Origin of the sequence: Curtobacterium sp. MCBD17_032 (assembly GCF_003234855.1) — a bacterium.
Classification (GTDB): domain Bacteria; phylum Actinomycetota; class Actinomycetes; order Actinomycetales; family Microbacteriaceae; genus Curtobacterium.
The window spans coordinates 76,395-102,060 of the sequence record NZ_QKTO01000008.1; the positions used below are offsets into that span (position 1 = coordinate 76,395).

Annotated in this window: 29 protein-coding genes, 2 tRNA genes, 1 pseudogene and 1 riboswitch; of the genes and pseudogenes, 14 read left to right on the top strand and 18 right to left on the bottom strand. The window is 71.5% G+C overall.

Annotated features, from left to right (window positions below):
• Nucleotides 1-22: 22 nt before the first annotated feature.
• From DEI91_RS11610 to DEI91_RS11625, 4 genes are all read left to right on the top strand, one after another.
• Entirely contained in the window at nt 23-352 is a 330-nt protein-coding gene (locus tag DEI91_RS11610) for a hypothetical protein (protein WP_110824005.1), read from the top strand.
• 100 nt (nt 353-452) lie between these two features.
• A riboswitch (TPP riboswitch) is annotated at nt 453-564 on the top strand.
• Nucleotides 559-1,200 (top strand): ECF transporter S component, encoded by a 642-nt coding sequence (locus tag DEI91_RS11615; RefSeq protein ID WP_258374403.1) that lies wholly within the window; start codon nt 559-561, stop codon nt 1,198-1,200. Its footprint overlaps the riboswitch before it by 6 nt.
• Entirely contained in the window at nt 1,197-3,749 is a 2,553-nt protein-coding gene (locus DEI91_RS11620) for an ATP-binding cassette domain-containing protein (RefSeq protein ID WP_181439585.1), read from the top strand. Before DEI91_RS11615 ends, DEI91_RS11620 begins: the two co-directional genes overlap by 4 nt.
• Nucleotides 3,742-4,353: an ATP-binding protein gene (locus tag DEI91_RS11625; RefSeq protein ID WP_258374404.1), complete on the top strand. Its 612-nt coding sequence runs from the start codon at nt 3,742-3,744 to the stop codon at nt 4,351-4,353. Before DEI91_RS11620 ends, DEI91_RS11625 begins: the two co-directional genes overlap by 8 nt.
• 22 nt (nt 4,354-4,375) lie before the next feature.
• On the opposite strand, the gene DEI91_RS11630 is transcribed toward DEI91_RS11625, so the two are convergent.
• The 5 genes from DEI91_RS11630 to DEI91_RS11650 all read right to left on the bottom strand — a co-directional run bounded on the left by DEI91_RS11630 (nt 4,376) and on the right by DEI91_RS11650 (nt 7,342).
• Nucleotides 4,376-4,720, bottom strand: a complete 345-nt coding sequence (locus tag DEI91_RS11630) for a metallopeptidase family protein (protein WP_111052447.1) — start codon at nt 4,718-4,720, stop codon at nt 4,376-4,378.
• Nucleotides 4,721-4,834: 114 nt separating this feature from the next.
• Nucleotides 4,835-4,910, bottom strand: a tRNA-His gene (locus DEI91_RS11635).
• Between the two features lie 73 nt (nt 4,911-4,983).
• Nucleotides 4,984-5,634 carry an oligoribonuclease gene (gene orn / locus DEI91_RS11640; RefSeq protein ID WP_111052448.1) on the bottom strand — a complete coding sequence of 217 codons (651 nt, stop codon included), beginning with the start codon at nt 5,632-5,634 and terminating at the stop codon, nt 4,984-4,986.
• Nucleotides 5,635-5,669: 35 nt separating this feature from the next.
• Nucleotides 5,670-6,911, bottom strand: coding sequence for an MFS transporter (locus DEI91_RS11645; protein ID WP_111052449.1), 1,242 nt, complete (start codon nt 6,909-6,911; stop codon nt 5,670-5,672).
• The gene (locus DEI91_RS11650) at nt 6,908-7,342 is read right to left on the bottom strand and encodes a MarR family winged helix-turn-helix transcriptional regulator (protein ID WP_181439586.1); all 435 of its coding nucleotides are present in this window, start codon (nt 7,340-7,342) and stop codon (nt 6,908-6,910) included. The genes DEI91_RS11645 and DEI91_RS11650 overlap by 4 nt, the downstream gene beginning before the upstream one ends.
• Before the next feature lie 89 nt (nt 7,343-7,431).
• Between DEI91_RS11650 and DEI91_RS11655 the strand changes: the two genes are divergently transcribed.
• Both DEI91_RS11655 and DEI91_RS11660 read left to right on the top strand, forming a co-directional pair.
• Nucleotides 7,432-7,722, top strand: a complete 291-nt coding sequence (locus tag DEI91_RS11655; RefSeq protein WP_111052451.1) for a hypothetical protein — start codon at nt 7,432-7,434, stop codon at nt 7,720-7,722.
• Nucleotides 7,723-7,866: 144 nt separating this feature from the next.
• Nucleotides 7,867-8,130, top strand: coding sequence for a thioredoxin family protein (locus DEI91_RS11660; protein ID WP_110824008.1), 264 nt, complete (start codon nt 7,867-7,869; stop codon nt 8,128-8,130).
• Here DEI91_RS11660 and DEI91_RS11665 read toward each other — a convergent pair.
• The 4 genes and pseudogenes from DEI91_RS11665 to DEI91_RS16475 form a co-directional block, all read right to left on the bottom strand.
• Nucleotides 8,071-9,483 (bottom strand): DUF6716 putative glycosyltransferase, encoded by a 1,413-nt coding sequence (locus DEI91_RS11665; protein ID WP_111052452.1) that lies wholly within the window; start codon nt 9,481-9,483, stop codon nt 8,071-8,073. The two genes, DEI91_RS11660 and DEI91_RS11665, sit on opposite strands and share 60 nt — an antisense overlap.
• Nucleotides 9,480-10,358 (bottom strand): annotated as a pseudogene (locus DEI91_RS11670) (N-acetylneuraminate synthase family protein). The gene DEI91_RS11665 and the pseudogene DEI91_RS11670 overlap by 4 nt, the downstream one beginning before the upstream one ends.
• Nucleotides 10,355-10,726, bottom strand: a complete 372-nt coding sequence (locus DEI91_RS16470; RefSeq protein ID WP_220038082.1) for a hypothetical protein — start codon at nt 10,724-10,726, stop codon at nt 10,355-10,357. Before DEI91_RS16470 ends, DEI91_RS11670 begins: the two are co-directional and overlap by 4 nt.
• A gap of 30 nt (nt 10,727-10,756) precedes the next feature.
• On the bottom strand, nt 10,757-11,182 hold the full coding sequence (locus DEI91_RS16475; RefSeq protein WP_220038083.1) for a cytidylyltransferase domain-containing protein: 426 nt from the start codon (nt 11,180-11,182) through the stop codon (nt 10,757-10,759).
• A gap of 144 nt (nt 11,183-11,326) precedes the next feature.
• On the opposite strand from DEI91_RS16475, the gene DEI91_RS11680 reads away from it, so the two are divergent.
• Nucleotides 11,327-11,911 carry an AAA family ATPase gene (locus DEI91_RS11680; protein WP_111052453.1) on the top strand — a complete coding sequence of 195 codons (585 nt, stop codon included), beginning with the start codon at nt 11,327-11,329 and terminating at the stop codon, nt 11,909-11,911.
• Nucleotides 11,902-11,974, top strand: a tRNA-Arg gene (locus DEI91_RS11685). Before DEI91_RS11680 ends, DEI91_RS11685 begins: the two co-directional genes overlap by 10 nt.
• A gap of 74 nt (nt 11,975-12,048) precedes the next feature.
• Here the strand turns inward: DEI91_RS11685 and DEI91_RS11690 are convergent.
• Both DEI91_RS11690 and DEI91_RS11695 read right to left on the bottom strand, forming a co-directional pair.
• Complete coding sequence (locus DEI91_RS11690; RefSeq protein WP_111052454.1) at nt 12,049-13,113, bottom strand: hypothetical protein; 1,065 nt, start codon at nt 13,111-13,113, stop codon at nt 12,049-12,051.
• A 135-nt stretch (nt 13,114-13,248) separates the two neighbouring features.
• On the bottom strand, nt 13,249-13,515 hold the full coding sequence (locus tag DEI91_RS11695) for a hypothetical protein (RefSeq protein ID WP_111052455.1): 267 nt from the start codon (nt 13,513-13,515) through the stop codon (nt 13,249-13,251).
• 154 nt (nt 13,516-13,669) lie between these two features.
• Between DEI91_RS11695 and msrA the strand changes: the two genes are divergently transcribed.
• From msrA to DEI91_RS11710, 3 genes are all read left to right on the top strand, one after another.
• Nucleotides 13,670-14,197: a peptide-methionine (S)-S-oxide reductase MsrA gene (gene msrA / locus DEI91_RS11700; protein WP_111052456.1), complete on the top strand. Its 528-nt coding sequence runs from the start codon at nt 13,670-13,672 to the stop codon at nt 14,195-14,197.
• A 37-nt stretch (nt 14,198-14,234) separates the two neighbouring features.
• On the top strand, nt 14,235-14,456 hold the full coding sequence (locus DEI91_RS11705) for a methyltransferase (protein WP_258374405.1): 222 nt from the start codon (nt 14,235-14,237) through the stop codon (nt 14,454-14,456).
• Between the two features lie 138 nt (nt 14,457-14,594).
• Entirely contained in the window at nt 14,595-15,311 is a 717-nt protein-coding gene (locus DEI91_RS11710) for a single-stranded DNA-binding protein (protein WP_111052457.1), read from the top strand.
• A gap of 224 nt (nt 15,312-15,535) precedes the next feature.
• Here DEI91_RS11710 and DEI91_RS11720 read toward each other — a convergent pair whose 3' ends face one another.
• Entirely contained in the window at nt 15,536-16,252 is a 717-nt protein-coding gene (locus tag DEI91_RS11720; RefSeq protein ID WP_111052459.1) for a hypothetical protein, read from the bottom strand.
• Between the two features lie 186 nt (nt 16,253-16,438).
• Here DEI91_RS11720 and ettA point away from each other — a divergent pair, with 186 nt between their 5' ends.
• Complete coding sequence (ettA, locus tag DEI91_RS11725) at nt 16,439-18,124, top strand: energy-dependent translational throttle protein EttA (RefSeq protein ID WP_111052460.1); 1,686 nt, start codon at nt 16,439-16,441, stop codon at nt 18,122-18,124.
• Between the two features lie 5 nt (nt 18,125-18,129).
• On the top strand, nt 18,130-18,612 hold the full coding sequence (locus tag DEI91_RS11730) for a thioesterase family protein (RefSeq protein ID WP_111052461.1): 483 nt from the start codon (nt 18,130-18,132) through the stop codon (nt 18,610-18,612).
• A 73-nt stretch (nt 18,613-18,685) separates the two neighbouring features.
• Here DEI91_RS11730 and DEI91_RS11735 read toward each other — a convergent pair whose 3' ends face one another.
• The 3 genes from DEI91_RS11735 to DEI91_RS11745 are packed head-to-tail and all read right to left on the bottom strand — an operon-like array spanning nt 18,686 to nt 20,482.
• Complete coding sequence (locus tag DEI91_RS11735; RefSeq protein WP_375537686.1) at nt 18,686-19,543, bottom strand: acyl-CoA thioesterase; 858 nt, start codon at nt 19,541-19,543, stop codon at nt 18,686-18,688.
• On the bottom strand, nt 19,543-19,986 hold the full coding sequence (locus tag DEI91_RS11740) for a hypothetical protein (protein WP_146244282.1): 444 nt from the start codon (nt 19,984-19,986) through the stop codon (nt 19,543-19,545). Before DEI91_RS11740 ends, DEI91_RS11735 begins: the two co-directional genes overlap by 1 nt.
• Before the next feature lie 28 nt (nt 19,987-20,014).
• Nucleotides 20,015-20,482 carry an Hsp20/alpha crystallin family protein gene (locus tag DEI91_RS11745; protein WP_111052464.1) on the bottom strand — a complete coding sequence of 156 codons (468 nt, stop codon included), beginning with the start codon at nt 20,480-20,482 and terminating at the stop codon, nt 20,015-20,017.
• A 161-nt stretch (nt 20,483-20,643) separates the two neighbouring features.
• On the opposite strand from DEI91_RS11745, the gene DEI91_RS11750 reads away from it, so the two are divergent.
• A complete protein-coding gene (locus tag DEI91_RS11750; RefSeq protein WP_111052465.1) occupies nt 20,644-21,345 on the top strand; it encodes a hypothetical protein in 702 nt (233 codons plus the stop codon).
• Nucleotides 21,346-21,408: 63 nt separating this feature from the next.
• Here DEI91_RS11750 and DEI91_RS11755 read toward each other — a convergent pair whose 3' ends face one another.
• From DEI91_RS11755 to pepN, 3 genes are all read right to left on the bottom strand, one after another.
• A complete protein-coding gene (locus tag DEI91_RS11755) occupies nt 21,409-21,888 on the bottom strand; it encodes a globin (protein WP_111052466.1) in 480 nt (159 codons plus the stop codon).
• Entirely contained in the window at nt 21,885-22,955 is a 1,071-nt protein-coding gene (locus DEI91_RS11760; RefSeq protein WP_111052467.1) for a mechanosensitive ion channel family protein, read from the bottom strand. Before DEI91_RS11760 ends, DEI91_RS11755 begins: the two co-directional genes overlap by 4 nt.
• Nucleotides 22,956-23,031: 76 nt before the next feature.
• Entirely contained in the window at nt 23,032-25,611 is a 2,580-nt protein-coding gene (pepN, locus tag DEI91_RS11765) for an aminopeptidase N (protein ID WP_111052492.1), read from the bottom strand.
• Between the last annotated feature and the right edge of the window lie 55 nt (nt 25,612-25,666).

Consider the following 25,666-nt stretch of genomic DNA (forward strand, 5'->3'; position numbering starts at 1 on the left):
CCTGCCGAGTAGCGTCACCGCCATGACCAACATCGTCACGCAGATCGCAGACAAGGTGCGGCCCGTCGGCGTCGCCTCGAACTACGGCGACCCGGTGGACGTCGGGGACAGCACGCTGATCCCCGTCTCCGTCAACTGGTACGGCTTCGGCGGCGGGTCCGACGCCGACGAGGACGGCGCCGGTGGCGGTGGCGGCGGTGCCGTCTCGCTCCCCGTCGGTGCGTACGTCCGTCGTCCCGGCCAGGACCTCGCCTTCGAGCCGAACCTCATCTCGCTCCTCACCGTCAGCATCCCGGTGATCTGGGTCACGGGCAAGGTGCTCGCGAAGCTCATCCGCGCGCTCAAGAAGTGACGGCCTGACCGGACGACGGACGGGAGGCACGGTGCGGGTCCGCACCGTGCCTCCCGTCCGTCCGTGGTCGCGTCCCGCGACCGCGACCCCACTACACTGGCGGGACACACACGGGAGTCCGGGTCCACCGGGCTGAGAGGGAGCGAACGGCGCTCCGACCGTCGAACCTGATCCGGATCATGCCGGCGCAGGGAGGAGTCCAGGTCATGCCTGCTGTCATGCAGTCTGCTGTCCCGTCCACCAAGGCCACCCGCTCGCTGCGGTGGCGGGTCGTGGACATCGTCGTCGCGAGCGTCCTCGCCGTCGCGATCGGCGTCGTCTTCAAGCTGTGGGAGTTCGGCTACGAGCCGATCAGCGCCGCCAGCGCGCTCGTGCTCCCCGGCTCGCAGTCGCTCTTCGGCGGCGTCTGGCTGCTCGCCGGACCGATCGTCGCGATCGTCGTGCGGAAGCCCGGTGCGGCCCTGTACGCCGAGATGGTCGCGGCGTCCGTCGAGGCCCTGCTCGGCACCCAGTGGGGGTGGCTCACGCTCGAGGCCGGGCTCGTGCAGGGGCTCGGGGCCGAACTCGTCCTCGCGCTCTTCCTGTACCGCGTGTACCGGCTGCCGGTCGTCGTCCTCGCCGGTGCCGCCGCGGGACTCGCACTCGGCATCAACGACTCGCTGCTCTGGTACGCGGGCCTCGACGCCGGGTTCAAGGCCGTCTACGTGGTCTGTGCCGTCATCTCCGGTGCGGTCATCGCCGGACTGGGTTCGTGGCTCGTCGTCCGGGCCCTCGCCGCCACCGGCGTGCTCTCGTCGTTCGCCGCGGGCCGCGAGCACACCAAGCGTGCGGCTCGCGCCTCGGCGTGACCTCCGCACCGGCCGCCGCGGGACCCGTGTCCGGCACCGCGGTGCCGGCCGCACGGATCACCTTCCGCGACTGGGGCTGGCGGTACGCGTCCCGTGAACGGTGGGCCGTCCGCGGAGTGGACCTGACCGTCGAGCCCGGCGAACGCGTCGCGGTCGTCGGCCCGTCCGGCGCCGGCAAGTCGACGCTGCTCCGGGCCGTCGCGGCCGTGCTGCCCGACGAACCCGACCCCGACGACGACACCGCCGCCGCGGTCCAGGGCGAGGTGCTCGTCGACGGTGTGACGCCCGGGAGCGCCCGCGGCCGGGTCGGCCTGGTCATGCAGGACCCCGAGGCGCACACCGTGATGTCCCGGGTCGGGGACGACGTGGCCTTCGGATGCGAGAACACCGGGGTGCCGCCGGAGGAGATCTGGCCGCGGGTCCGCGCCGCGCTCGACGTCGTCGGGCTCGACCTCCCGCTCGACCGGTCCACCGCGGCGATGTCCGGCGGGCAGCGGCAGCGGCTGGCGCTCGCCGGGGTGCTCGCGATGCGCCCGGGGGCCCTCGTGCTCGACGAGCCGTGCGCGAACCTCGACCCGGACGGGGTCGCGCAGGTGCACGACGCCGTCCGCGCCGTCCTCGACGAGACCGGCGCCACGCTCCTGGTCGTTGAACACCGCATCGGCACCTGGCTCGACCTGGTCGACCGCCTCGTGCTGCTCGAACCCGCCGGCGGCGTCGTGGCGGACGGGCCCCCGGCCGAGGTGCTCGCCGCCCACGGACCGGCGCTCACCGGGGCCGGCGTCTGGGTACCGGGCAGCGAGCCCGCACCCGGCTCCGCACGACGCGGTGCGACCGAGGACCGCACCGCGGACCGGCCGGGAGGCCCGGATCGCCTCGTCGCGTCGGCCCTCGGCACGGCGCGGGGCCGGGGACCGCGCATCGGCAGCGGGATCGACCTCAGCGTGCGTGCCGGGCGGGTCGTCGCCATCACCGGACCGAACGGCGTCGGCAAGTCGACGCTCGGACTCACCCTGGGCGGGCTCCTCCGACCCGCCGCCGGCTCGGTGCACGCGACCGCGGAACTGCGGGGCGACGCGGCCGAGGACCCGTCGGCATGGTCCAGCCGCGAGCTCGCCGCCCGGATCGGCACCGTCTTCCAGGACCCGGAGCACCAGTTCATCGCCACGACCGTCCGCGAGGAGCTCGCCGCCGGTCCGCGTGCCGTCGGCCTGTCGGACGTCGACGCCCGGGTCGACCGGGTGCTCGCCGATTTCGACCTGGCACGTCTCGCCGACCAGCACCCGTTCTCCCTGTCCGGAGGGGAACAGCGCCGCCTCGCGATCGGGGCCGTGATCGCCGCCGAGCCGCCCGTGCTCGTGCTCGACGAACCGACCTCGGGGCAGGACCGGGCGACGTGGCAGGCCGTGGTCGACCGGCTCGGTGAACTGGCCGACGGTGGGACCGCGGTCGTCGCCGTGACCCACGACCGTGACCTCGTCCGGGCGCTCGACGCGGACGAGGTCGTCCTCGGGCCCGACGGCGTGCACGCTGCGGTGGCGGACGAGCGCGACCGACCGCGCCACGTGGCGCCGACCGTGCCGGCCGCGCCGGCCGGTTCGGCCGCGACCGGTTCGACCGTGACGGGTTCGGCCGCGACCGGTTCGACGGTGACGGGTTCGGCCGCCCGGACTGACGCGGCCGCGTCGGCCGCGTCGACGCGCTCGATGGATGCGCGCAGCAGCACGAGCCACGAGCGCCCCATTGCGACGACCGCCGGGGCCGCGGCCGGTACGCCGGGGTGGGCCGAGCCTCCCGTCCGGCCCTGCGGCATCCGCGGTGTGCAGCCGGTTGCGTCGCTGCTCGGCGTCCTGGCGCTCGGCCTGTGCCTCGTGCTCAGCCTGGACGTCGTCTCGGCCGCGGTCGCCCTCACCCTCGAGGTGCTGCTGCTCCCACTCCTGCGGATCCCGCCGCGGACGCTGCTGCTGCGCACGGCGCCGCTGCTCGCGGCCGTGCCGCTGACGGCCGTGAGCATCGCCCTGTACGGCCGGCCGTCCGGCCGCGAGTGGTTCGACCTCGGCTTCGCGCACGTGACCGACGGATCGCTGACCCTCGCCCTGGCGACCGCGCTGCGCGTGCTCGCGGTGGGGCTGCCGGCGATCGCGCTGTTCGTGCGGGTGGACCCGACCGACCTGGCCGACGGGCTCGCGCAGCTGCTCCGGTTGCCCGCGCGGTTCGTGCTCGGCGCCCTCGCGGCGATCCGGATGACGACCCTGCTCGGCGACGACTGGCGGCAGCTCGGCAACGCACGGCGAGCCCGGGGCGTGGCCGACACCGGTCGGCTCCGGCGGGGCGCGTCGATGGCGTTCGCGCTCCTCGTGCTGGCGCTCCGGCGGGCGACGACGCTCGCGGTCGCGATGGAGTCGCGGGGCTTCGGCGCTCCCGGACGACGGACGTGGGCGCGGAGCGTCCGGTTCGCGGGACCGGAGTGGGCGATGGTCGCGGTGCTCGTCGGCATCGGCGCGGTCGCGGTCGCCGTGGCCGTGGCGGCGGGGACGTGGCGTGGCTGAGGAACGGGCCGGGAGCGGGGCCGACGTCGAGAGCGGAGCCGGCGTCGGGAGCGGGGCCGGCGTCGGGAACGTCGGGGGCGTCGTGGACGAGGTCGTGGCGCGCGTCCGCGCTGCCGGCGAGTCCGGTGTCGGTGTGCAGGGGAGGGTCGTGGTGCTCGTCGACGGGCGGTCCGGGACGGGCAAGACCACGCTCGGGAACGCCCTCGCGGCCGCGCTCGGCGCGCAGGTGGTGCACCTCGACGACGTCTACCCCGGGTGGGACGGCCTCCGCGCCGCCGCTGACGTCGTCGTGTCGGACGTGCTCGGTGCGGCATCCGGGTACCGCTCGTGGGACTGGGAGGCGGACCGGCCGGCCGCGTGGCGGTCGGTCGACCCCGATGCAGCACTCGTCATCGAGGGGTGCGGGGCGCTCTCGCGTGCCTCGGCTCGGTCGGCCACCGTGCGGGTGTGGCTCGAGGCCGACGACGCCGTGCGGTGGGACCGGGCGATCGGCCGCGACGGACCGACCTTCGAACGGGAGTGGGCACGGTGGGCCGCCCAGGAGGACGCGTTCATCCGCGCCGAGCAGCCGGCAGGGCTCGCGGACGTCGTGGTGCGGACCTGACGAGGGACCGCGCCACCCCGGTCTAGGCCCAGCCGAGTTCGTGCAGCCGCTCGTCGTCGATGCCGTGGAAGTGGCCGATCTCGTGCACGAGCGTGGTGTGCACCTCGTCCTTGAGCTCGTCGAGGTTGTCGCACTCCGCCAGGTGCTGCTTCCGGAAGACCACGATCCGGTCGGGCAGCTCACCGAAACCGTACTGCCCGCGCTCGGTCGCGGCGACACCGTCGTACACGCCGAACAGGTCCGAGCCGTCCTCGGGCTCGTCCTCGACGACGAACACGACGTTGTCCAGGCCGTCGACCATCTCGTCCGGGAGCTGGTCGAGTTCGTCGGTCACGAGCTGCTCGAAGTCCTCGAGCGACATCTCCATCACGGGGGCGATCGTGGCACACGTGTCCGGGGGAGAGCTGGTCACATACCGAAGGCCCCCGTCCGGGAGACGGGGGCCTTCGTGTCGCCGGTGCTCAGGGAGCACGGGCGGAGCTGGGGTGAGTAACGGGGCTTGAACCCGCGACCTCCTGGACCACAACCAGGCGCTCTACCAGCTGAGCTATACCCACCATGTGTCGGTCCGGCGAGCCGGAGCAACCACTCGATTGTAGTACATCCGAGCGCCTGCCCGGACCACGATCGCTACTCGGCGGGTGCCGGGGTCGGCTGCGGGGTCAGGCGCGGCTCCCACTTCGCCACGACCTCGGCCGCGATGGCCTTCACGTCGTCGCTCGCCGGCCCGGGCTCCGGCGTGAAGCCAGCGCGGCGGTAGTACTCGAGCTCGCGGATCGACTCGAGGATGTCGGCGAGGGCGCGGTGCCCGCCGTGCTTCGCCGGCGAGTTGAAGTACACGCGCGGGAACCAGCGACGGCAGAGCTCCTTGATGCTCGACACGTCCACGCTCCGGTAGTGCAGGTGGCCGTCGACGCGGGGCATGTACTTCGCCAGGAACGCCCGGTCGGTGCCGATCGTGTTCCCGGCCAGGGGCGCGGTGCCCTCGGCGGGGACGTGGGCGAGGATGTACTCGAGCACCTGGTACTCGGCGTCCGCCAGGGACACCCCGTCCGGGATCTCCTCGATCAGGCCCGACGTGGTGTGCATGTTCGTCACGAACTCGTTCATGTTGTCGAGGGCCGACTGGTCCGGCTTGATGACGATGTCGAACCCGGGGTGCACCGGGTTGAGGTCGAAGTCGGTGACGACGACCGCGACCTCGACGAGCTCGTCGACCGCGACGTCGAGTCCCGTCATCTCACAGTCGATCCAGACGAGACGGTCATTCCCTGCAGACATGCCCCGATCCTACTTCCGCGCTCCGACGCCCATCGCTACGCCATCTCGCCGGCCGAGACCGCCTCGGCCTCGACGAGCTCGGGTTCGGCCCCGTCGTCCACGCGGCGCAGCACCGTCGTGGTGAGCACGACGACCAGGAACGCGATCGCGACGGACACGCCCGCGAAGACGTACGCGGCACTCGGCGAGTAGGCGTCGGCGAGCAGCGTCGCGACGGGCGGAGCGATCGCGCCGCCGATGAAGCGGACCGCGGAGTAGGCGCTGGACGCGACGGAGCGGGGCAGGTCGGTCGCCTCCATGACGCACTCGGTCAGCACGGTGTTGAGGACACCGAGGACGAGCCCGCCGATCACGACGCAGACGATGAGCCCGGCCTGCGAGCGCACGACGACGGCCGCGGCGAACAGGTCGAGGGCGAGCAGCGGCAGCGCGAGCTTGAGGACGCTCGTGCGGCGCATCCGGGCGGTGAGCATCGGGGCGACCCAGACCGAGGTGATCGCGAGACCGACACCCCAGCCGAAGAACGTGAACCCGATGCCGAGCGCCCCGAACCCGAGGGGGAACGGCGTGTAGGCGAGCAGCACGAAGAAGCCGATGTTGTAGAACAGCGCGGTCGCGGCGAGGGCTGCGAGGGCGGGACGGCCGAGGGCACGGAACGGGGCGGAGAGCTTCGTGGGGGTCGGCTTCTCGAGCATGCCGGGCTTCAGCAGCACGAGGATGGCGATGAACGCGACCGCCATGAGCGTGGTCACGCCGAAGAACGGCCCACGCCAGCTGACCGACCCGAGCAGTCCGCCGACGAGCGGGCCGACCGCGATGCCGAGCCCGAGTGCGGCCTCGTACAGGATGATCGCGGAGGCTGTCCCGCCGGCAGCGGCGCCGACGATCGTCGCGAGCGCGGTGGAGATGAACAGCGCGTTGCCGAGGCCCCATCCGGCGCGGAACCCGATGATCGTCCAGACGTCGTTCGACACGGCGGCGAGCACCGAGAAGAGTACGATGAGCGCGAGCCCGGTCATCAGGGTCTTCTTCGCCCCGATCCGGCTCGACACCCAGCTGGTGAAGAACATGGCGACGCCGGTGACGGCGAGGTAGCTCGTGAAGAGCAGCTCGGTCTGCGCGGGGGTGGCGCGCAGGGACTCGGCGATCGCGGGGAGGATCGGGTCGACGAGACCGATGCCCATGAACGCGACCACGCACGCGAAGGCGATGGCCCACACGGCCGAGGACTGCTTGAGGATGGAGCCGGACTGCCCGGCGGGTGCGTGGGCGTTCACGCGGTGGTCTCCGTTCTGGCCCTCGCTGCGATGAGGGCCGATGCGTCGTGCAGGGTGTGCCAGTCGTCGTCGCTCAGGTCCTCGAAGAGGGGGCCGACGGTGCTGGTGAGGGCGGCTCGCCAGGCGACCAGTCGCTCGCGACCGGCGTCGGTGATCGCGATGAGCTGGCTGCGGGAGTCGTCGGGGTCGACGGTCCGTGCGACCAGACCGTCGGCGGTCATGCCGGCGACCAGGCGGGTCATGGTCGGTTGGGACACCCGCGACGCCGTGGCGAGTTCGCCGAGCCGGAGGGACTCCTCGGTCTCGAGGATGCCGAGGGTCCGCCAGACGGCGGCGGAGGTGGTGTGCCCCGTGGCCTGGAGTGCGGACCGGATGAGCCGGTTGACCGAGACGAGGAGCGTCTCGATCGTCTGCTCCCGATTTGGTTCCACTCCGGAACTGTATAGCAGAGCTATGGAAACGGCAAGGACGCCCGTGCTGCGCTGGACCGCGCGACGTCCGGCCCTGGTAGAAGGGAGGCATGAGCGACATCACGATCCACGAGGGCGACGAGTTCACCGCCATCTTCCACGGGGGCCCGTTCGACGGGACCACGGACACCCGCACGGCCACGAGCGACGCGCTGGACGACGAGGTGACGGTGTTCGCGGACGTCGAGGGCCTCCAGACCGCCTTCACCTACAAGTCCACCGGCTCGCGCCAGGTGCTCGACCAGGTCTCGGTCGACTACACCTTCGCGCCCGACGAGTCCGACCCGGTCGACGACCTGCAGGACCGCGGCGACCGCAGCGGCGAGTTCGACCGCGAGTAGCACGCACGTCCGGCCCCGGTCGTCCCTGACGACCGGGGCCGCGTGCTGCCCGGGCCGATGCCGAGCCGATGTCGGGCCGACGTCGGGTCGCCGCTCGGTCACCGATCGGGAGTACACCGCCGCCGGCGTGCGTTGGAGGAAGACATGCAGGTCGATCTCTGGACGTCCGCGTTCTGTGCGCCGTGTGCCGCCGCGCGCCGCGTCGTCGGTGACGCGGCCCGACTCGTGCCGGGACTCGCCGTCACCGAACGGGACGCCGCCGCCGAACCCGACGTCGTCGAGGAGCTCGGCATCCGCTCGACGCCCACCGTGGTCGTCCGACGGGACGACGGCACCGAGGTCTTCCGGTCAGCGGGCGTCCCGACCCGCGACCAGTTCCTCGTCGCGGTCGCGAAGGCGCTGGACTGACACCGACCGAGCGGCGGTGCCGACCGGCTCCGGCGGGTGCCGCAGCGCCCGCAGCACTCGGCGTCGGAGTCGCTTGACCGCACGGATCGGTGTCCCGATCGACGCCGCCACGAGGCCGAGGACGGTCCGGTCGTGGTCGCCCAGTGCGTTCCGCCGCTCCCATGCCCGACGCAGTACCCCACCGCGACTGCGCCGTGCGGCGGGACGGTCGACCAGGGCTCCGGCGTCCCGCAGCGCCATCAACGCCTCGGTGCGGGCAGCCCAGTCGTCGTCCTGCGGCGCGTGGAAGTAGTTGTCCGTCATCCACTCGGGCCGCACCCTGCCGAAGCGCCCGTGGAGGAGGTCGTCCGCGTTCCCCTCGAGTCCGCTGTCCACGAAGACCTCGTTGATGAGCGCGCGCGACGTGCCGAAGTCCGTCAGGGTCAGCGCGGGCACGCCCCGGGCCGCCGCCTCGAGCACGGCGGTGGAACTGATCGTCACGAGTGCCACGGCCCGGTCGAGGTGGGCCGACATCGGACCGGCCTGCACGACGAGGTTCGGCGGGGCGTCCCCGGGCACGAGGTCCGCGTACGGGAACGCCTCGCGGTGGGTCTGGTGCTCGCCCGCCGCTGCCCGGGTCTTCACGACGACGCGCCACTCCGGATGCGCGCGGGCGGTCGCGACGAGCCAGCCCACGACCCGTCGACGCTCGTGTTCCTCCTCCGGCACGCTCGGTTGTGCGGCGAACACGACCGAGTCCCGGACGACGTCCGTCCGCGCCGTGCTCGACGGCCGGGCGAACGGCAGCGTCGCGAGGGCGAACGACGGCTCGACACCGCCCGCGGCCGACATCGCGGTGTACTCGCGGACCTCGCGGTGACTGTGCAGCACGAACAGGTCCGCGCGGGCGCGGAGGAACACGCCCTTCCACTTGGCGGGGAACGAGATGCCCGGCAGGCCGCTCACCAGCACCGGACGGTGGGCGATCGTCCGGATCACCTGCTCGACGAGCAGCTCCGCCACCGGCCCGATGCAGGACACGAGCACCGCGTCCGGCGGCTCGGCCAGGAGGCGCGCCACCACCTCGTCCACGCTCAGTGGCTCGGGAGGGGCGAGGTCGATCGGGCCGAGCCGTGCGTCGACGTCGCGGAAGGCCGCCCGCAGTTGCGCAGGGCTCGCCGACCGCGGCGTCGCCACGGTCAGCAGCTCGAGCGACCAGTGCGGCGGGGCGACCGAGAGCAGGTGTGCGCCCCACTTCGCGAACGAGTCCGTGTCGACCAAGCCGACCACGCGCCGCTGGCGCGGCCACGGGACGGACGGGAGGCGCGCCTCCCGTCCGTCCCCGGCGTCGCCGTGGTTCCCCGCAGCGCTCACGCACCCACCCGGCGGAGCTTGGCGAGGGGTGCCTCCTCGCCGGGGAAGATGCGCTTGACCCCGTCGCCCATCGCGGTCTCGATGATCCGGATGTCGCGGACCAGCGTGCGGAGGCCGTGCGGCTCGAGCGAGGCCGCGTGGTCGGAGCCCCACATCGTCCGGTCGAGTGTGATGTGCCGTTCGACCGCGGTGGCCCCGAGCGCGACGGCCGCCAGGGAGATCTGCAGACCCGGCTCGTGCCCGGAGTAGCCGACCGGCACGCCCGCGTAGGCGTAGCGCGTCGCGAGGGTGTCGATCATGCGGAGGTTCGCCTCCTCCGGCGGGAGCGGGTACGTCGAGGTGGCGTGCATGAGCACGAGCCGCTCCGTCCCGAGGGTCGACACCGCGCGGTCGATCTGGTCGAGCGTCGACATGCCCGTCGACAGGATCACCGGCTTGCCGGTCGCGGCGACGGCGTTGAGCATCCCGAGGTCGGTGACCGTCGCCGAGGCGATCTTTTACGCCACGACGTTGAGGTCCTCGAGGAACGCGACCGACGGCTCGTCCCACGGCGAGGCGAACCAGTCCAGCCCGCGGAGGGTCGCGTGGTCGCCGATCTCGATGTACTGGTCGCGGTCGAACTCGACGCGGTACCGGTAGTCCAGGTAGGTCATCTCGCCCCACGGCGTGCTGCGCGGCATCGTCTTCATGTGCTCGGGCGTGGAGATCTCCGGCGTGCGCTTCTGGAACTTCACCGCCTGCATCCCGGCGTCGGCCGCGACGTCGATGAGCTGCTTGGCGATCTCGACGTCGCCGTTGTGGTTGAGGCCGATCTCGCCGATGAGGTAGGCGGGGTTCCCGGCGCCGATGGTGGACATGCCGATGCGGACGCTCATGGTGCCCCGTTCTCCGCGGCGGGAGCGCCAGCGGGATGGGGGTCGGTGGGGTCGTGCTCTGTGGGCGCGTGCTCTGCGAGGGCGTGCTCTGCGGGAACGGAGTGCGGCGCAACGGTCGTGGGCTCGGTGGCGTCCTGTCCGGCGGCGGGCTCCACCAGCGGCGCGAGTGCTGCGGCGAGATCCAGGTCGTGGACGTCGTCGATGTCGATCGCGGTCCGCGCCGGGACGACCGCCAGTTCGACCCGACCGAAGAACCGGTGCCGCGCCGCCCGGAAGCCGTCGACGCGCATCGCGTAGAAGGCGCCCGTCTCCCGGTACTCGGGGTCCCGGTCCTGCCGGCGCGGGCGCGTCGCGGCGTCGTGGTTCACGGCGACTGCCGATCCGTCCGCCGCGGTGCGTCAGAGGAACGCGTGTGACGGTGCCGCGGCGAGCACCGCGTCGGCGGCGCCGGTGAGGACCCGCTCGACCGCGCGGTCGATGTCGACGGGGTCGGTGAAGGGGGAGGTGGCCTGCAGGAAGACGAGCACCTCCGGTGTGCCGGTGTCGGGTTCGGTGGTGAACGCGTCGAGGGCGTGCAGGAGCGCGGACTCGGAGGAGGCCTCGTCGCCGGCGAGGTCGACCGGTCGGCGGACCACCCGGGCACCCGCCGCGACCGCCTCGCCCGCGATGGCGTCGCCGTCCGTGCTGACGATGACCGCATCGACCGTCCGGGCGGCCCGGGCGACTGCGACCGACCGCGCGACGAGCGAGCGTCCGGCGACCTCGCGGAGGTTCTTGCCGGGGATGCCCTTCGATCCCGCCCGTGCCGGGATCACCGCGAGCACGCGGAGGGAGGGCTCATGCTGGGAAACGTAGGGAGCGGTGGTGACGCCGAGGGGAACGACAGGGGGACGGGCGACGAACCGTTCCGGAAGCGGGTCGGGCCGCCACGTCCGATCGCCCCGGCGACGCTCGTCTATGGTCGGGGGATGCTCGGAGCCGACGACGTCCTCGACCCGCCGCCCCGACGTGTCCTGGTGGCGGGTACCGCGGGCGTCGGCAAGACCACCGTCGCCGGACGCATCGCGCGGGCCATCGGTGCTCCGCACACCGAGATCGACGGGCTCTACCACGGTCCTGGATGGACGGTCCGGCCGACCTTCGTACAGGAGGTCGACGCGTTCACGTCTGCACCGGCGTGGGTGACCGAGTGGCAGTACCGGTCGGTGCGGGCGCTCCTCGTCGACCGCGCGGACACCCTGGTGTGGCTGGACCTGCCGAAGCCGGTGGCGTTCTGGCGGCTGCTGCGGAGGACGGTCCGACGCCGACTCCAGCGGACGGAGCTGTGGAACGGCAACGTCGAGCCCCCGCTGTGGACCTTCGTCACCCGTCGCGAGCACATCCTGCGGTGGGGGATCGCGACGCGGAACGAGACGCGCAGGCGGGTGCCGGCGCTCGCCGACTCGGCGCCGCACCTCCGCATCGTCCGTTTGCGGTCGCAGCGGGAGGCCGAGCGCTTCGTCGACCGCCTGCAGGCCGGCACCGAATACAATCGTCGGCGTCCGCCTCCGTAGCTCAGTGGATAGAGCAGGTGGTTTCTACCCACCGTGCCGCGGGTTCGATTCCTGCCGGGGGCACCGACGACGAAGGCCGCCACCCAGTCCGGGTGGCGGCCTTCGTCGTGACGTCGGCGCTCAGCTCGTCCGTCGGGTCACTCGTCGTCGTCCGCGCGTCGACGCAGTTCACTGGCGCTGACCGGGTTCGCGTACGAGGCGGCCGACGGCGCAGCGACGTCGTCCCCCTGGTCGTCGCGGACCTGGTCGCCGTCGAGCGAGCGGCCGTCGCGGGGAGCGGGGAGGTCGTTCCGTGCGGGCTGCTCGTTCCGCTGGGCGGGGGAGCGGTCCGCGGAGCCCGAACGGCTCGGGGTGTCGATCCGGACGTCGTCGACCGCGTCGTCGTTGTCCGTGTCGCGGGAAGCCGACCACCCGGGCGCCGTGGCGGCGGGCGTCGGAGCGGGGGCCCGGAACGCGGGGGATCCGAGCGTCGGGCGGATCGGTGTCGTCTCGCCCTCTGAGTACGGGCGGGTGGCGTTGTCCGAGATCGGCACGGTCGCGTCCTGGCCGCTCTGGGAGGGGCTCGGGCTGGCCGGGACCACGCTGGGCTGCGCCGGACGGAGAGAGGTGGTCGTCGGCGTGGGAGCCGGTTCGGGCGACCGGGACGCGTCGACCTTGTCGGCGTTCCACTCCTGCTGCCGCTTGATGAGGTCGGCGTCCGGGTCGGGTGCGTCGAACTTCCACCGTTCCAGGTCGCTCTTGAAGAGCTTGCGTGCCCGGTTCGGCCGCGCCTGCCACTCGAGCATCCGGTCACGGAACTCGGCGAGCGAGGTGTCCGCCTGGGAGGTGAAGGTGGAGGAGTTCTTCTTGATGTCCGCGATCTCGTGCTGGGCCCAGTCCGCGGCGATCGGTGCGCCGGCGATCGGGAGCAGGCGCAGGCGGATGTCGGCGTCCTCCGCCAGGTGGTCGGCGTAGGCGCGCTCGTCATGTCCGAGCGATCCCCAGTCGGAGGCCTTGCGCGCCGCGGACACGAGCGCGGCGACGGCGGCGTTCCGCGACTCCCGCTCCTGGTGGGCCACGACGCGCTTGGCGGCACCGCGGCCGATCAGCGCGGCGATGATGCCCGCCACGATGATCGCGACGAAGGGGATGACCGCCCCCGACAGCACGCGCCAGCCCGTGTCGGACGAGGTCCAGTCGATCAGGTCGTTCCACCACTGCATGCGCGTACCGTACTTCCGGATCGGGCGGGTCCCGGGGAGGACAGGCGGACGGGACGCACATCCGCGTCCGACCCCGCCGGCACCAGCGCGACGTCACCGACGCGTGGTCACCGACGCGTGGTCACCAGCGCGGTGTCACCAGCGGAGGGTGTCGACCGCGTCCTCGGCGTTCCACACGTTCGGGAGTTCGACGAACCGCCGCTCGGCAGCGACGTAGCGACGAGCCCGGTACGCGGTACCCCCGGCCACGTCGACCCGGTCGACGTAGCCCACGATCTCCCCGTTCGCCCGGGTGACGCGGCTGAGGTCGTCGCGGACGTCGAGGATCCGCAGGTCGCCCCGCGACCGCGCCGTCGGGCGGGGCGGGTGGATGCTGAGCCGGGCGTCCGTCGTGGACTGCATGTGGGCCTCCTGGTCGGGCGATCTGGGACGACCGTACGGCCGACCACCGACACGCCGGAGGGGTGGGGACCCCGGTGGGGAACACCGATCGGTAGCCCGCGTGTTGTGGACGGGAGTCAAGCAGGCGCTCTCCGGAGCCAGGAAGGGAGTCCTCATGACCACGTTCGTCCTCGCCGGTGGCTGTTTCTGGTGTCTCGACGCCGTCTACCGCACGCTCCAGGGCGTGCAGGACGTCGTGTCCGGGTACATCGGCGGCCACGACCCGCACCCCACCTACGAGCAGGTGTGCACCGGGACGACCGGTCACGCCGAGGCGGTGGCGGTCACCTTCGACGAGGCGGTCCTCCCGGCGGACGTCGTGCTCGACGTCTTCTTCACCCTCCACGACCCGCGGCAGCTCGACCGCCAGGGCGCGGACGTCGGGACGCAGTACCGCTCCGCGGTGTTCCCGGCTGACGACGACCAGCGTGCCCTGTTCGAGCGGGCGATCGAGCGTGCCTCGGACATCTGGGACGGTGGCGTCGTCACGACGATCGAGCCGCTCGGTGCCTTCCACCGCGCCGAGGAGCACCACCAGGACTTCTTCGCGAAGAACCCGGGTCAGGGCTACTGCCTCGCCGTCGCGCTGCCCAAGGTCAACAAGGTGCGCAAGGCGTACGGTCAGTACATCCTGGCGTCCTGACGGAGGGGCGCCGGGGCCACGAGGAGGTGGTCGGAGGATGACGAACGACACGATGTCGGACACGACGACGGGGACCTGGGTCGCCGTCGGTCCGGCCGGAGCGGTGGGCACGATCCACCGCGCGGCCGACGGGTTCCGGGTGGAGCTCTACGGACGGCGCGGTCCAGGCGGGACGTACCCGACACTCCAGTCGGCGAAGGGTGCGGTCCACAAGGCGATGGGTCCGCTCGCGGATCGGCCGGAGTTCCACCAGCACTGACCGAGCGGACCGCTGACGCGGAGCTCGACCGGGAGGCCCGGATCACCTTCCCTGCACAGGGACCGTGGTCCGGGCCTCCTGTCCACAGATCGCTCCTACGCCGCCGACGCGGGCGGGTCGGCGACCGACGATCGGTGCATGAACGACACGATCACGGTCTGCGGCATCGTCGCCACCGAACCCCGCCACCTCGGCACCGAGACGGGCATCGCCATCACGAGCATGCGCCTCGCCTCGCCGTCGCGCCGCTGGGACCGCGGCACGTCCAGCTGGGCCAACGGCCCCACGAACTGGTACACCGTCACGGCGTTCCGGTCGCTCGCCGCCAACGTCCACAAGTCCGTCAAGAAGGGCGACCGCATCGTCGTGACCGGACGCGTCCGGATCCGGAACTGGGAGCGCGACGGGCGTGGCGGCACCTCCGTCGAGGTCGACGCCGAAGCGATCGGTCACGACCTGGCGTGGGGCATCAGCAACTGGATCCGCGTGCCGCGCCACGTGAACGACTCGCCGACCGGACACGGTCCAGGAGCGCCGGGGCCGACCGTCGACCCGCAGACCGGTGAGGTCGCCGAGCACCTCCGGACGGACGCGGAGCGGGCGCAGGTGGTGCCCGACGAGCACGAGGTCGGCCACGGTCACGACCTGGAACCCGACGCACACCCGGACGCCCTCACGCCGGGTCCGGGCCTCCACGCTCCGGACGAGCCGTCCCCCGCGGCGTCCGGTGCGCCCCGGTTCGTCCCGACGGGCGATGCCTTCGAGTCCGCCGCGTTCGAGGACGGGGACCCGGACGACCCGGACGATCCCGACGATCCCGACGGCATCGGCGCAGACCCGCGTGCCGCAGCGTGAGCGCGGCGCGGTACAGGAGCGTGGGCGGTCCGGTCGAGGCGCCTGGACGACGTGCCTGAGACGTTCGGCTCGGACGCCGGACGCCGGACGCCGGACGCCGGACGCCGGACGCCGGACGCCGGACGCCGGACGCCCGACGCCCGACGCCGGACGCGACGGCGCCCGGCCCCGACGGCGACGGATGCGTCGACACGGGACCGGGCGGCGTGGTCAGCGAGGAGCGGTCACCACCGCTGCGCGATCATCGCGATGCCGGCCACCTCGGTCGTGTCCCAGTTGCCGTTGCGCGGCAGCCCGGTGACCCGTCCGTCGATGACGAAGTTCGCGCCCTGGATCTTCGGGCTGTTCGTCTGCCGTGCCTTGAGGCCGTGGAACGAGAAGTTCGTGTTCCACTTGCCGACGAGTCCGGTGTTCTTGGGGGTGTCACCCACCGTGATGGCGATGTCGTTGACCTGGGAGTGCACGACGTCACCGTTGAGTCGGGCGTTGGCCTCTGCGTTGAAGAAGAACCGACCCTGGAGCTTCATGTCGATCGTCCCCACGGTCTTGCCCTTGAGCATGATCGCGGCGACGTTGTTCTTGTACCAGCGGAGCCCGACGGCCTGCTTCGCGTGCGACGCGGCGCTCATGTAGCCGTACGTGAACTTGCCGTTCTGCACGCGCTCCCAGATGAACCGCGGCTGACCCTTGCTCTCGGGGGAGCCCGTGTCGGACTGGATGCCCACGGACAGGGCGTTGTTGTGCGCGTCGTGCACGTTGATGTACGACGAGTAGCCCGTCCCGGACCCCTTCTCGACGAGGAACGCGGTGTAGATGAGGTACGGCTTGCCGTGTGCGGCCGGTCCGGCCATCGCGGGAGCCGCGGGCGCCACGAGGGCGACGGCGAGGGCGGTCGCGCCGACGAGCGGCAGTGCGAGTCGGCGGAGGCGTTCCTTGAGCATGTCCTGATCCTCTCGAGTGGTCGTGCGACCGTGCCCGCGGTTGACGGGCGCAGTCACGGTACGTCCGAGTTCGCGGATGCAACACCCCCCGTGCGGGTCGCGGCGCACCGCGGACGGATCCACCCGGCGGCGAGGCGGACCTCGGGGGGCGCGGGCGTGACGCCGCATCGGTAGACTCGGAGCGATATGGCTGAGTACATCTACCAGATGGTCCGCGCCCGCAAGGCGGTCGGCGACAAGCTGATCCTCGACGACGTCACGATGTCGTTCCTCCCCGGCGCCAAGATCGGTGTCGTCGGACCGAACGGTGCGGGCAAGTCGACGATCCTGAAGATCATGGCCGGGCTCGACCAGCCGTCCAACGGTGAGGCGAAGCTGACCCCGGGCTTCACCGTCGGCATCCTCATGCAGGAGCCCGAGCTCGACGAGACCAAGACCGTGCTCGAGAACGTGCAGGAGGGCGTCGGGGAGATCCACGGCAAGCTCACGCGCTTCAACGAGATCTCGGCCGCGATGGCCGAGCCGGACGCGGACTTCGACGCGCTCCTCGCAGAGATGGGGACACTGCAGGAGGAGATCGACGCGGCCGACGCGTGGGACCTCGACTCGCAGCTCGAGCAGGCGATGGCCGCGCTCCAGTGCCCCCCGGGGGACGAGCTCGTCACGCACCTGTCCGGCGGTGAGAAGCGCCGCGTCGCGCTCTGCAAGCTCCTGCTCCAGAAGCCCGACCTGCTCCTGCTCGACGAGCCCACCAACCACCTCGACGCCGAGAGCGTGCAGTGGCTCGAGCAGCACCTGCAGCAGTACCACGGTGCCGTGCTCGCCGTGACCCACGACCGGTACTTCCTCGACCACGTCGCGCAGTGGATCGCCGAGGTCGACCGCGGTCGTCTCTACCCGTACGAGGGCAACTACTCGACCTACCTCGAGAAGAAGCGCGCCCGCCTCGAGGTCCAGGGCAAGAAGGACGCCAAGCTCGCCAAGCGGCTGTCGTCCGAGCTCGACTGGGTCCGCAGCAACGCGAAGGGCCGCCAGGCGAAGTCGAAGGCCCGCCTGGCCCGCTACGAGGAGATGGTCAACGAGGCCGAGCGCACGCGCAAGCTCGACTTCGAGGAGATCGTGATCCCCGTCGGACCGCGTCTCGGTTCCCAGGTCGTCGACGCCGAGCACCTCCACAAGCAGTTCGGTGAACGCGTCATCATCGGCGACCTGTCCTTCACGCTGCCACGCAACGGCATCGTCGGGGTCATCGGCCCGAACGGTGTCGGCAAGACGACGCTGTTCAAGACGATCGTCGGCCTCGAGCCCCTCGACGGTGGCCAGCTGAAGATCGGCGAGACCGTCGACATCTCCTACGTCGACCAGAGCCGTGGCGGCATCGACCCGAACAAGAACCTGTGGGAGGTCGTGTCCGACGGACTCGACTACATCCAGGTGGGCAAGACCGAGATCCCGTCGCGCGCCTACGTGTCGCAGTTCGGGTTCAAGGGCCCGGACCAGCAGAAGCGCGCCGGGATCCTGTCCGGCGGTGAGCGCAACCGTCTCAACCTCGCGCTGACGCTCAAGCAGGGTGGCAACCTGCTGCTCCTCGACGAGCCCACCAACGACCTGGACGTCGAGACGCTCGGCAGCCTCGAGAACGCCCTGCTCGAGTACCCCGGTTGCGCCGTGGTCATCACGCACGACCGGTGGTTCCTCGACCGGATCGCGACGCACATCCTCGCGTGGGAGGGCCTGAACGAGGACGGTACGCCCAACTGGTACTGGTTCGAGGGCAACTTCGAGGCGTACGAGGAGAACAAGGTCGAGCGCCTCGGGGTCGACGCCGCCAAGCCCGGTCGCGCGACGTACCGCAAGCTCACGCGGGACTAGTCCGCGTGGCGAGACTGCACGCACCGGTCCGCATCCGCTGGAGCGACATCGACGCCTACGGGCACGTGAACAACTCCGCGATGCTCCGGCTGCTCGAAGAAGCACGCGTGCTGGCGTTCTGGGCGCCGGACCCCGACGAGGTCGACGAGTCGGGGTCCGCGCCGGAGCCGGTGATCGACGGGCGTCCGGGTTCCGGGACGATGACGGTCATCGCGGCGCAGCGGCTCGAGTACCTGGCGTCGACGCCGTACTTCCGCCGACCGCTCGACATCCAGCTGTGGATCGGGCGGATCGGTGGGGCGAGCCTCGACATCTCGTACGAGGTCTGGTCGCCCGTGGGACACGAGCCGGCGGAGCTGTACACGCGTGCCACGACGGCGCTCGTCCTCGTGGACGCGACGACCAACCGGCCACGTCGACTCACCGAAGCCGAGCGAGCGGCATGCCAGCCGTACATCGAGCCGCCCGTGCAGTTCTCCCGGCCGTGACCCCGGTCGGGTGCTGACCAGCTCCGCTGGGCCAGGCGCCGCTGCAGGCCCCGCTCCTCGAGCGGGGCCTGCTTCACGTGGTGGGCAGGCGCATCATGCCCTCCTGCGCGACGGTCGCCAGCAGTCGTCCGTCGCGGGAGAACATGCGGCCGAGCGCCAGGCCCCGGCCGCCCTGGGCGCTCGGTGACTCCTGCGCGTAGAGCACCCAGTCGTCGGCCCGACCGTCGCGGTGCCACCACATCGCGTGGTCGAGGCTCGCCAGTTTCACGCCCGGGGTGCCCCACGCGACGCCGTGTCGACGCATGATCGGTTCGAGGAGGGACAGGTCGCTCGCGTAGGCCAGGACGGCGCGGTGCAGTGCCGGATCGTCCGGCAGGGCGCCCTCGACCCGGAACCACACCGCCTGGTGCGCGACGCGTGCGCCCTGCACGTCCACGTAGACGGGCCCGTCGACGTGTCGCAGGTCGATCGAGCGCTCTGCCCAGGCCTGTGCCGTCGGGTGGTCGACGGCCGCCAGCACCGAGGCCGCCGACGGGAGTTCCTCCGGGTCGGTGACGTCCACGGGGAACGGGTCCTGGTGTTCCGCGCCGGTGTCCGGGACCTGGAACGACGCGATCATCGAGAAGATCGGGAGACCGTTCTGGTACGCCTGCGCTCGTCGCGTCGCGAACGAACGACCGTCGTGGATCCGCTCGACACCGAACGTGATCGGGACGTCGATCGCACCCGGGCGGAGGAAGTAGCCGTGCACCGAGTGGATGTCCCGGCCCTCGATGGTGGACTGCGCCGCGACGATGCACTGCGCGAGCACCTGGCCGCCGAACACCCGACCCCCGGGTGACCAGTGGCTGGCGCCGGTCAGGATCGTCTCCCGGGTGCTCGCACCGGTGTCCTCGAGTCGCAGGGTGGTGAGGAAGTCGGGTTCGCGGATCACGCCGTCAGTCTACGAACCCGTCCCGGTGTGACCGAGGAGGCCGGCGGCCGCTGCAGACCTGCTCCGGGATCGAGGTCGAGGACCTCGGTCGCGACCGGGTCCCCCTGCCCGGTGAGGGGATCCCCGTCATCGCGGACGACCACGTCCGGATCGACGAGGCTCGCCGCCGTCGGGGACGTCCGGAGGAGGCTCCAGGCGGCGACCGTGAGGAGTGCCCCGCCCACGCTGGCCGCCCACGGCGTGAGCGCGTGGGACCAGACGCGGGGCGCGACGAGCCAGACGAGGTGGTTGGCGACGACCGAGCCCGTCACGCCGAGGAGGAGGGCGAGGCGGGGACGGAGGCTCGGGCCGGCGAGGACACCGGTGACGACGAGGACCGAGAGCAGTGCGTTGATCAGGTGCGGCATGAGCTGGTTCGTGGAGACGAGGCGAGGTGGCACGGGCGAGGGTGACGGGAGCGGCCCCGACTCAGCTGCCGGAACCGCCCTGTCCGACCGCGAGCGGCTGCGCCCCGGCAGCGGAACCGGATTCCCCGCCGTTCGTGCTCACGGTGATCTTCCGCGGCTTGGACGACTCCTGGACGGGGATCGTGACGCTCAGCACGCCGTTGTCGTAGTGCGCTGCGATGCGCTCGACGTCGAGGCCGTCACCGAGGGTGAGCTGCCGGACGAACGAGCCGGGCTGGCGTTCCCGCGTGAGCCACTGGGCTCCGTCGGGAGCCCCGAGGGTCCGCTCGGCCCGGATGGTCAGCACCGAGCCGTCGACGTCGATGTCGACCGACCCCGGGTCGACTCCGGGGAGGTCGACGTCCATCACGTAGTGGTCGCCGGCGCGGTAGAGGTCCATCGGCATCGAGCGGGGCCCGGCTGCTGCTCCGTTGAGGAGGGAGCCGGCGAGACGGTCCAGCTCACGGAACGGATCGAAGGTCATGGCCATCGGGATCAACTCCTTCACTGATTGCTTCGCGGTTGAGTCGCCCTGACTCAACTGCCATCCGTTCTAGCACTCGAACCCGGAGAGTGCCAAGAGCGGGCTCAGAGCTCGCTGAGGACCGGACCAGCGAGCGTCAGGACGGGCGCGGCTAGGATCGAGGTGACATGAGCAGCTCGTTCACCCTTCCCGACGCCGCATCGCTCGGTGACCTCCGCACCTACCTCGGACGAGCCGCCCGGATCGAGGACGGGTCCGTCCGACTCATCGCCGACTCCGGTGTCCTGGCCGTCTACACGGCGATCCTCTACCCGCTCGGGCTGCTCGACGAACTCCCCACCGTGCTCGGGCTGCGCACGTTCGCCCTCACCCAGCCGGAGCACATCGACGTCGTGGTGCCGCTGCGGTCGTTCCGCGAGCGCCTGCGGCTGCTGGCCGAAGCGAACGACGTCGAGCACGCCGACGCCGCCGACCCGACCCGGGCCACCCCGATCGAGGTCGAGCTCCCGCTCGAGGTCAACACCGTGACCTGGGCCGCGATCTCCCCACCGCGAGGCGGGTGGGTGTCGCTGCCCGACGTGTCGGCGGAACTGCTCCACCGTGCCGCCCGGCAGGGGATCGACGAGGTCGCCACCTCCGTGCCGACGAGTTCGGGGGAGTCCATCGTCCGCCGCGTCCGCTCGGAGGTGTGGGGCCGGCCCATCCCCGGCGTCGAGCACCTTCCCGCGGGCGCGGGCTTCGCCGCCGAGAGCCTCGGGTTCCTCGGCACCGAACCGGTGCGGCTGTTCGAGACGGGTCCCTGGAGTCGCCTGACGACCTCCAGGGGGCACGTGCTCGTGAAGCGACGGGCCTGGACGCTCAGTTCCTGACGACGGACGGGAGGCCCGTGGCGAGCGCGCCACGGGCCTCCCGTCCGTCGTCCGGTCCTGCCGTCAGTCGAAGGCGTTCGTCATCGCGTGCGCAGCACGGTCGAGGTACGCCCACAGCTCGGCCTCGTCGAGGGGTGCGAGGTCGAGTGACTCGACCGCGTCCTGCATGTGCTGGAGCCAGTGCTCGCGGGCCTCGGGCGTGATGCGGAACGGGTGGTGCCGCATCCGGAGCCGCGGGTGGCCGCGCTGCTCGCTGTACGTCGACGGGCCGCCCCAGTACTGCTGCAGGAACTGCGAGAGCCGCCAGACCGCGCCGTCGAGGTCGTCTGCCGGGTACATCGGCCAGATGACCTCGTCCTGCTGCACGCCCTCGTAGAAGCGGCGCACCAGGCGGTCGAAGGTGGGGGCACCGCCGATCCGGTCGAACAGGGAACCGCCCGCCGCGCCCCCCGCGGGTCCGACACGGAGGGTGACGGGCTGCGCGGGGACACCCGATGCCGACTCACCCGTGGGGGGACCGAGGGGGATGGCGGGTCCGGTCATGGGGTGTCCTCAGGGTCCTTGTCGTCGCCGGTCCGGATCGCCCGGCCCAGGATGTTCATCCGGCCGCGGCGGGCCCGTGGCGCGGGTGTGGGCACCGGCGCGGTGCGGACGGGACGGAGGCCGTTCACCGACGTGGCGTTCTCCCACCCCTCCGGCATGATCATCGCCATCGCGGGCAGGGTGACCCCGAGGTCGTCGACGCTGCGCTTGAGGCGGACGCGGAGTTCCCGCCCGACGACGTCGAGCTCCGACGCGTGGGTCTTCACGACCAGGCGGAAGACCATGCCGGTGTCGGTGACGGACTGCAGGCCCCAGATCTCCGGCTTCTCGACGATCCGCTGTCGCCATCGGGCCTCCTGCGACATGGTGACCGCGGCGTGCAGGAGGGCGTCCTGCACGGCGTCGATGTCGGTGTCGTACGGCACGGTGACGTCGACGAGGACGCGCGACCAGCCCTGCGACAGGTTGCCGACGCGGAGGATCTGCCCGTTCGGCACGAACCAGAGGATGCCGTTCACGTCGCGGATCTGCATGACCCGGAGACCGACGGACTCGACGACCCCGGTCGCCTGTCCGGTGTCGACGACGTCACCGACGCCGGCCTGGTCCTCGAGGATCATGAAGATGCCGGACAGGATGTCGCGGACGATGCTCTGCGCGCCCACCGCGAGGCCGGCGGCGACCACGGAGGCGCCACCGACGATCCCGACCGCCGCGGTCGGGAACACCGTCGAGATGATGATCGCGAACGCGATCACCGCGACCACCACGGTCGCGAGGTTCTCGAGCACGCTGCCGAGCGTCCGGGTGCGTTGGACGACGCGGGCGGTCTGCAGTGGGGAGGCCACCAGGGCCTGGGTGTCCGCAGCGCCCTGCCGCTTCTTGACGCCGTTGACGATGCGGTCGACGACCTGCTTGATGGTCCGGCGGAGCACGAGGCGGATGATGACCGCCGCGAGCAGGACGATCAGGATCGTGATCGGGACGTGCCAGGTGTCGACGAACTGGGTGAACGTGTTGGACGCCCACTTCGAGACGTCGTCGGTGGTGTCTGCTGCCGAGGTCATGTCCGGACGATGCTAAACGGCGAGGCTCCGACGCCCCTGGAGGAACGCCGGAGCCTCGCCGCTGCTCGCATCGGGATCAGGCGTCGGCCGCCTGGACGCGGAGCGCACGCTCGGTGCCCGCGAGGTTCTCGCTGACGATCCGACGCAGTGCCGGGGTCTCCGGGTGCGCGTCGAGCCAGGCCCGGGCAGCGTCACGCAGTTCCGTCGACGCCAGCGGTGCCGGGTACAGGCCCGTCACGATTGTGTCGGCGATGTGGTAGCTGCGCTCGTCCCAGATCCGCGTGATGACCTCGAAGTACCGCTGCACGAGGCCCTCGAGCACGACCGGGGCGTTCACGTGCTGGAAGCCGATCGTGGTCTGTCGGACGATCGCGTTCGGCGCGTCGTCGCTGTCGACGAGCGACGAGAACGCCGCGAGCTTGCCCTCGGCGGTCGGGATCGTCGCCCGGGCACGAGCGGCTGCCTGCTCACCGGAGGCCGTGCGGTCGGCGGCGAGTTCGGTGTCGATCTCGTCGTTGCCCGCAGCGCCCGCGAGCACGAGGCCCTCGAGCAGCTCCCAGCGGAGGTCGGTGTCGACCTCGAGCCCCTGCAGCGTCACCGAGCCGTCGCGCAGGCCCTGCAGCGTCGCCACGTGCTCGGGCGTCGACGGGATCTGCGCGAAGAACTTCACGAACTGGAACTGCGCATCCGAACCGGACTCGGCCGACGAGGCCAGCTGCCACAGCGTGTCACCGACGGTGCGCACGGTGGCGTCCGACTTCGACGGGGCGACGTAGTTCCGCGCCGCCAGGAGCAGCTGCGACAGCGTGGTGCGGATCGTCGTCGACTCGGTCTCGGTGGCGATGTTGCCGAGCACCAGGGTGACGTAGTCGCTGGCGGGGGACTCGGCGTCACGCGTGGCGTCCCAGACGGCACCCCAGACGATCGACCGGGCGAGCGGGTCCGCGATCGCTGCGAGGTGCTCGATCGCGGTGCGACGCGACTGCTCGTCGAGACGGATCTTGGCGTACGCCAGGTCGTCGTCGTTGAGCAGCACGAGGTCGCCGCGGTGCACGCCGACCAGCTCGGGGACCTCGGTGCGGGCACCGTCGACGTCGATCTCGACGCGGTGGACGCGGTCGAGCTTGCCCCCGGACGAGGCCGTGTCCGCACCGAAGGGTGCAGACGGGTCGTTCGTGAAGGCGTACACGCCGATGGCCAGACGGTGCGGGCGCAGCGTCGGGTGGTCCGACGGGGCCTCCTGCAGGACGGCGAACGAGGTGATGACCCCGTCGGCATCGGTCTCGATCTCCGGGCGCAGGGTGTTCACGCCGGCGGTCTCGAGCCAGAGCTTCGACCACTCGGACAGGTCGCGGCCGCTGGTGGCCTCGAGCTCGACGAGCAGGTCCTTGAGTTCGGTGTTCGAGTGGTGGTGCTTCCGGAAGTACGCCGCGACGCCCGCGAAGAACGCGTCGATGCCGACCCACGCGACGAGCTGCTTGAGGACCGAGCCGCCCTTCGCGTACGTGATGCCGTCGAAGTTGACCTGGACGTCCTCGAGGTCGTTGATCGTCGCGACGATCGGGTGCGTCGAGGGGAGCTGGTCCTGGCGGTAGGCCCAGGACTTCTCCATCGCCTGGAACGTCGTCCATGCGCCGGTCCACTCGGTGGCCTCGGCGGTCGCGATGGTGGAGGCCCACTCGGCGAACGACTCGTTCAGCCAAAGGTCGTTCCACCACTTCATGGTGACGAGGTCGCCGAACCACATGTGCGCGAGCTCGTGCAGGATCGTGACGACCCGGCGCTCCTTGATGGCGTCGGTGACCTTCGAGCGGAAGACGTAGGTCTCGGTGAAGGTGACCGCGCCCGCGTTCTCCATCGCACCGGCGTTGAACTCCGGCACGAAGAGCTGGTCGTACTTCTCGAACGGGTAGGCGAAGTCGAACTTCTCCTCGAAGTACGCGAAGCCCTTCCGGGTGGTCTCGAACACGTAGTCGGGGTCGAGGTACTCGGCCAGCGACCTGCGCGCGAAGACGCCGAGCGGGATGGTCCGACCGTCGCGGCTGGTGAGCTCGCTGCGGACGACCTCGTACGGGCCGGCGATGAGCGCGGTGATGTAGCTCGAGATGCGCGCGGTGGGCGGGAAGGTCCACGTGGCGTGGTCGCCGTCGACGTGCGGCTCCGGCGTCGGGGCGTTCGACACGACCTGCCAGCGCGCCGGCGCGGTCACCGTGAAGGAGAACTCGGCCTTGAGGTCGGGCTGCTCGAACACGGCGAACATCCGGCGGCTGTCCGGCACCTCGAACTGCGAGTACAGGTACACCTCGTCGTCGACCGGGTCGACGAAGCGGTGCAGGCCTTCGCCGGTGTTCGTGTACAGCGCGTCGGCGACGACGACGAGTTCGTTCTGCTCCTGCAGGTCGGCGAGCTGGATGCGGACGCCGTCGTTCACCGCGTCGACGTCGAGCGCCGTGCCGTTCAGGGTGACCGAGTGCACGGTCTTCGTGATGGCGTCGATGAACGTGCTGGCGCCGGGCGTGGCGGTGAAGCGCACACGGGTGGTGCTGCCGAAGGTCTCGGCTCCGCGGGTCAGGTCGAGCTCGACGTCGTACGTCTGCACGCTGACGATGCCGGCGCGTTCCTGGGCTTCGATTCGGGTGAGGTTCTCTCCGGGCACGGACGCTCCATCTTCGCTGCGGACGCGGACGATCGATGTCCGCGTGTCGGGGTCC

Excerpts from the sequence above, each read along its gene's own strand:
- DEI91_RS11705 (WP_258374405.1), top strand. The coding sequence starts at position 14,235 with ATGACGAACGACACGATGTCGGACACGACGACGGGGACCTGGGTCGCC.
- DEI91_RS11690 (WP_111052454.1), bottom strand. The coding sequence starts at position 13,113 with ATGCAGTGGTGGAACGACCTGATCGACTGGACCTCGTCCGACACGGGC.
- DEI91_RS11615 (WP_258374403.1), top strand. The coding sequence starts at position 559 with ATGCCTGCTGTCATGCAGTCTGCTGTCCCGTCCACCAAGGCCACCCGC.
- DEI91_RS11630 (WP_111052447.1), bottom strand. The coding sequence starts at position 4,720 with ATGGAGATGTCGCTCGAGGACTTCGAGCAGCTCGTGACCGACGAACTC.
- DEI91_RS11720 (WP_111052459.1), bottom strand. The coding sequence starts at position 16,252 with ATGCTCAAGGAACGCCTCCGCCGACTCGCACTGCCGCTCGTCGGCGCG.
- msrA (WP_111052456.1), top strand. The coding sequence starts at position 13,670 with ATGACCACGTTCGTCCTCGCCGGTGGCTGTTTCTGGTGTCTCGACGCC.
- DEI91_RS11660 (WP_110824008.1), top strand. The coding sequence starts at position 7,867 with ATGCAGGTCGATCTCTGGACGTCCGCGTTCTGTGCGCCGTGTGCCGCC.
- DEI91_RS11655 (WP_111052451.1), top strand. The coding sequence starts at position 7,432 with ATGAGCGACATCACGATCCACGAGGGCGACGAGTTCACCGCCATCTTC.
- DEI91_RS11750 (WP_111052465.1), top strand. The coding sequence starts at position 20,644 with ATGAGCAGCTCGTTCACCCTTCCCGACGCCGCATCGCTCGGTGACCTC.
- DEI91_RS11760 (WP_111052467.1), bottom strand. The coding sequence starts at position 22,955 with ATGACCTCGGCAGCAGACACCACCGACGACGTCTCGAAGTGGGCGTCC.
- DEI91_RS11610 (WP_110824005.1), top strand. The coding sequence starts at position 23 with ATGACCAACATCGTCACGCAGATCGCAGACAAGGTGCGGCCCGTCGGC.
- orn (WP_111052448.1), bottom strand. The coding sequence starts at position 5,634 with ATGTCTGCAGGGAATGACCGTCTCGTCTGGATCGACTGTGAGATGACG.
- DEI91_RS11680 (WP_111052453.1), top strand. The coding sequence starts at position 11,327 with ATGCTCGGAGCCGACGACGTCCTCGACCCGCCGCCCCGACGTGTCCTG.
- DEI91_RS11755 (WP_111052466.1), bottom strand. The coding sequence starts at position 21,888 with ATGACCGGACCCGCCATCCCCCTCGGTCCCCCCACGGGTGAGTCGGCA.
- ettA (WP_111052460.1), top strand. The coding sequence starts at position 16,439 with ATGGCTGAGTACATCTACCAGATGGTCCGCGCCCGCAAGGCGGTCGGC.
- DEI91_RS11710 (WP_111052457.1), top strand. The coding sequence starts at position 14,595 with ATGAACGACACGATCACGGTCTGCGGCATCGTCGCCACCGAACCCCGC.
- DEI91_RS11745 (WP_111052464.1), bottom strand. The coding sequence starts at position 20,482 with ATGGCCATGACCTTCGATCCGTTCCGTGAGCTGGACCGTCTCGCCGGC.
- DEI91_RS11695 (WP_111052455.1), bottom strand. The coding sequence starts at position 13,515 with ATGCAGTCCACGACGGACGCCCGGCTCAGCATCCACCCGCCCCGCCCG.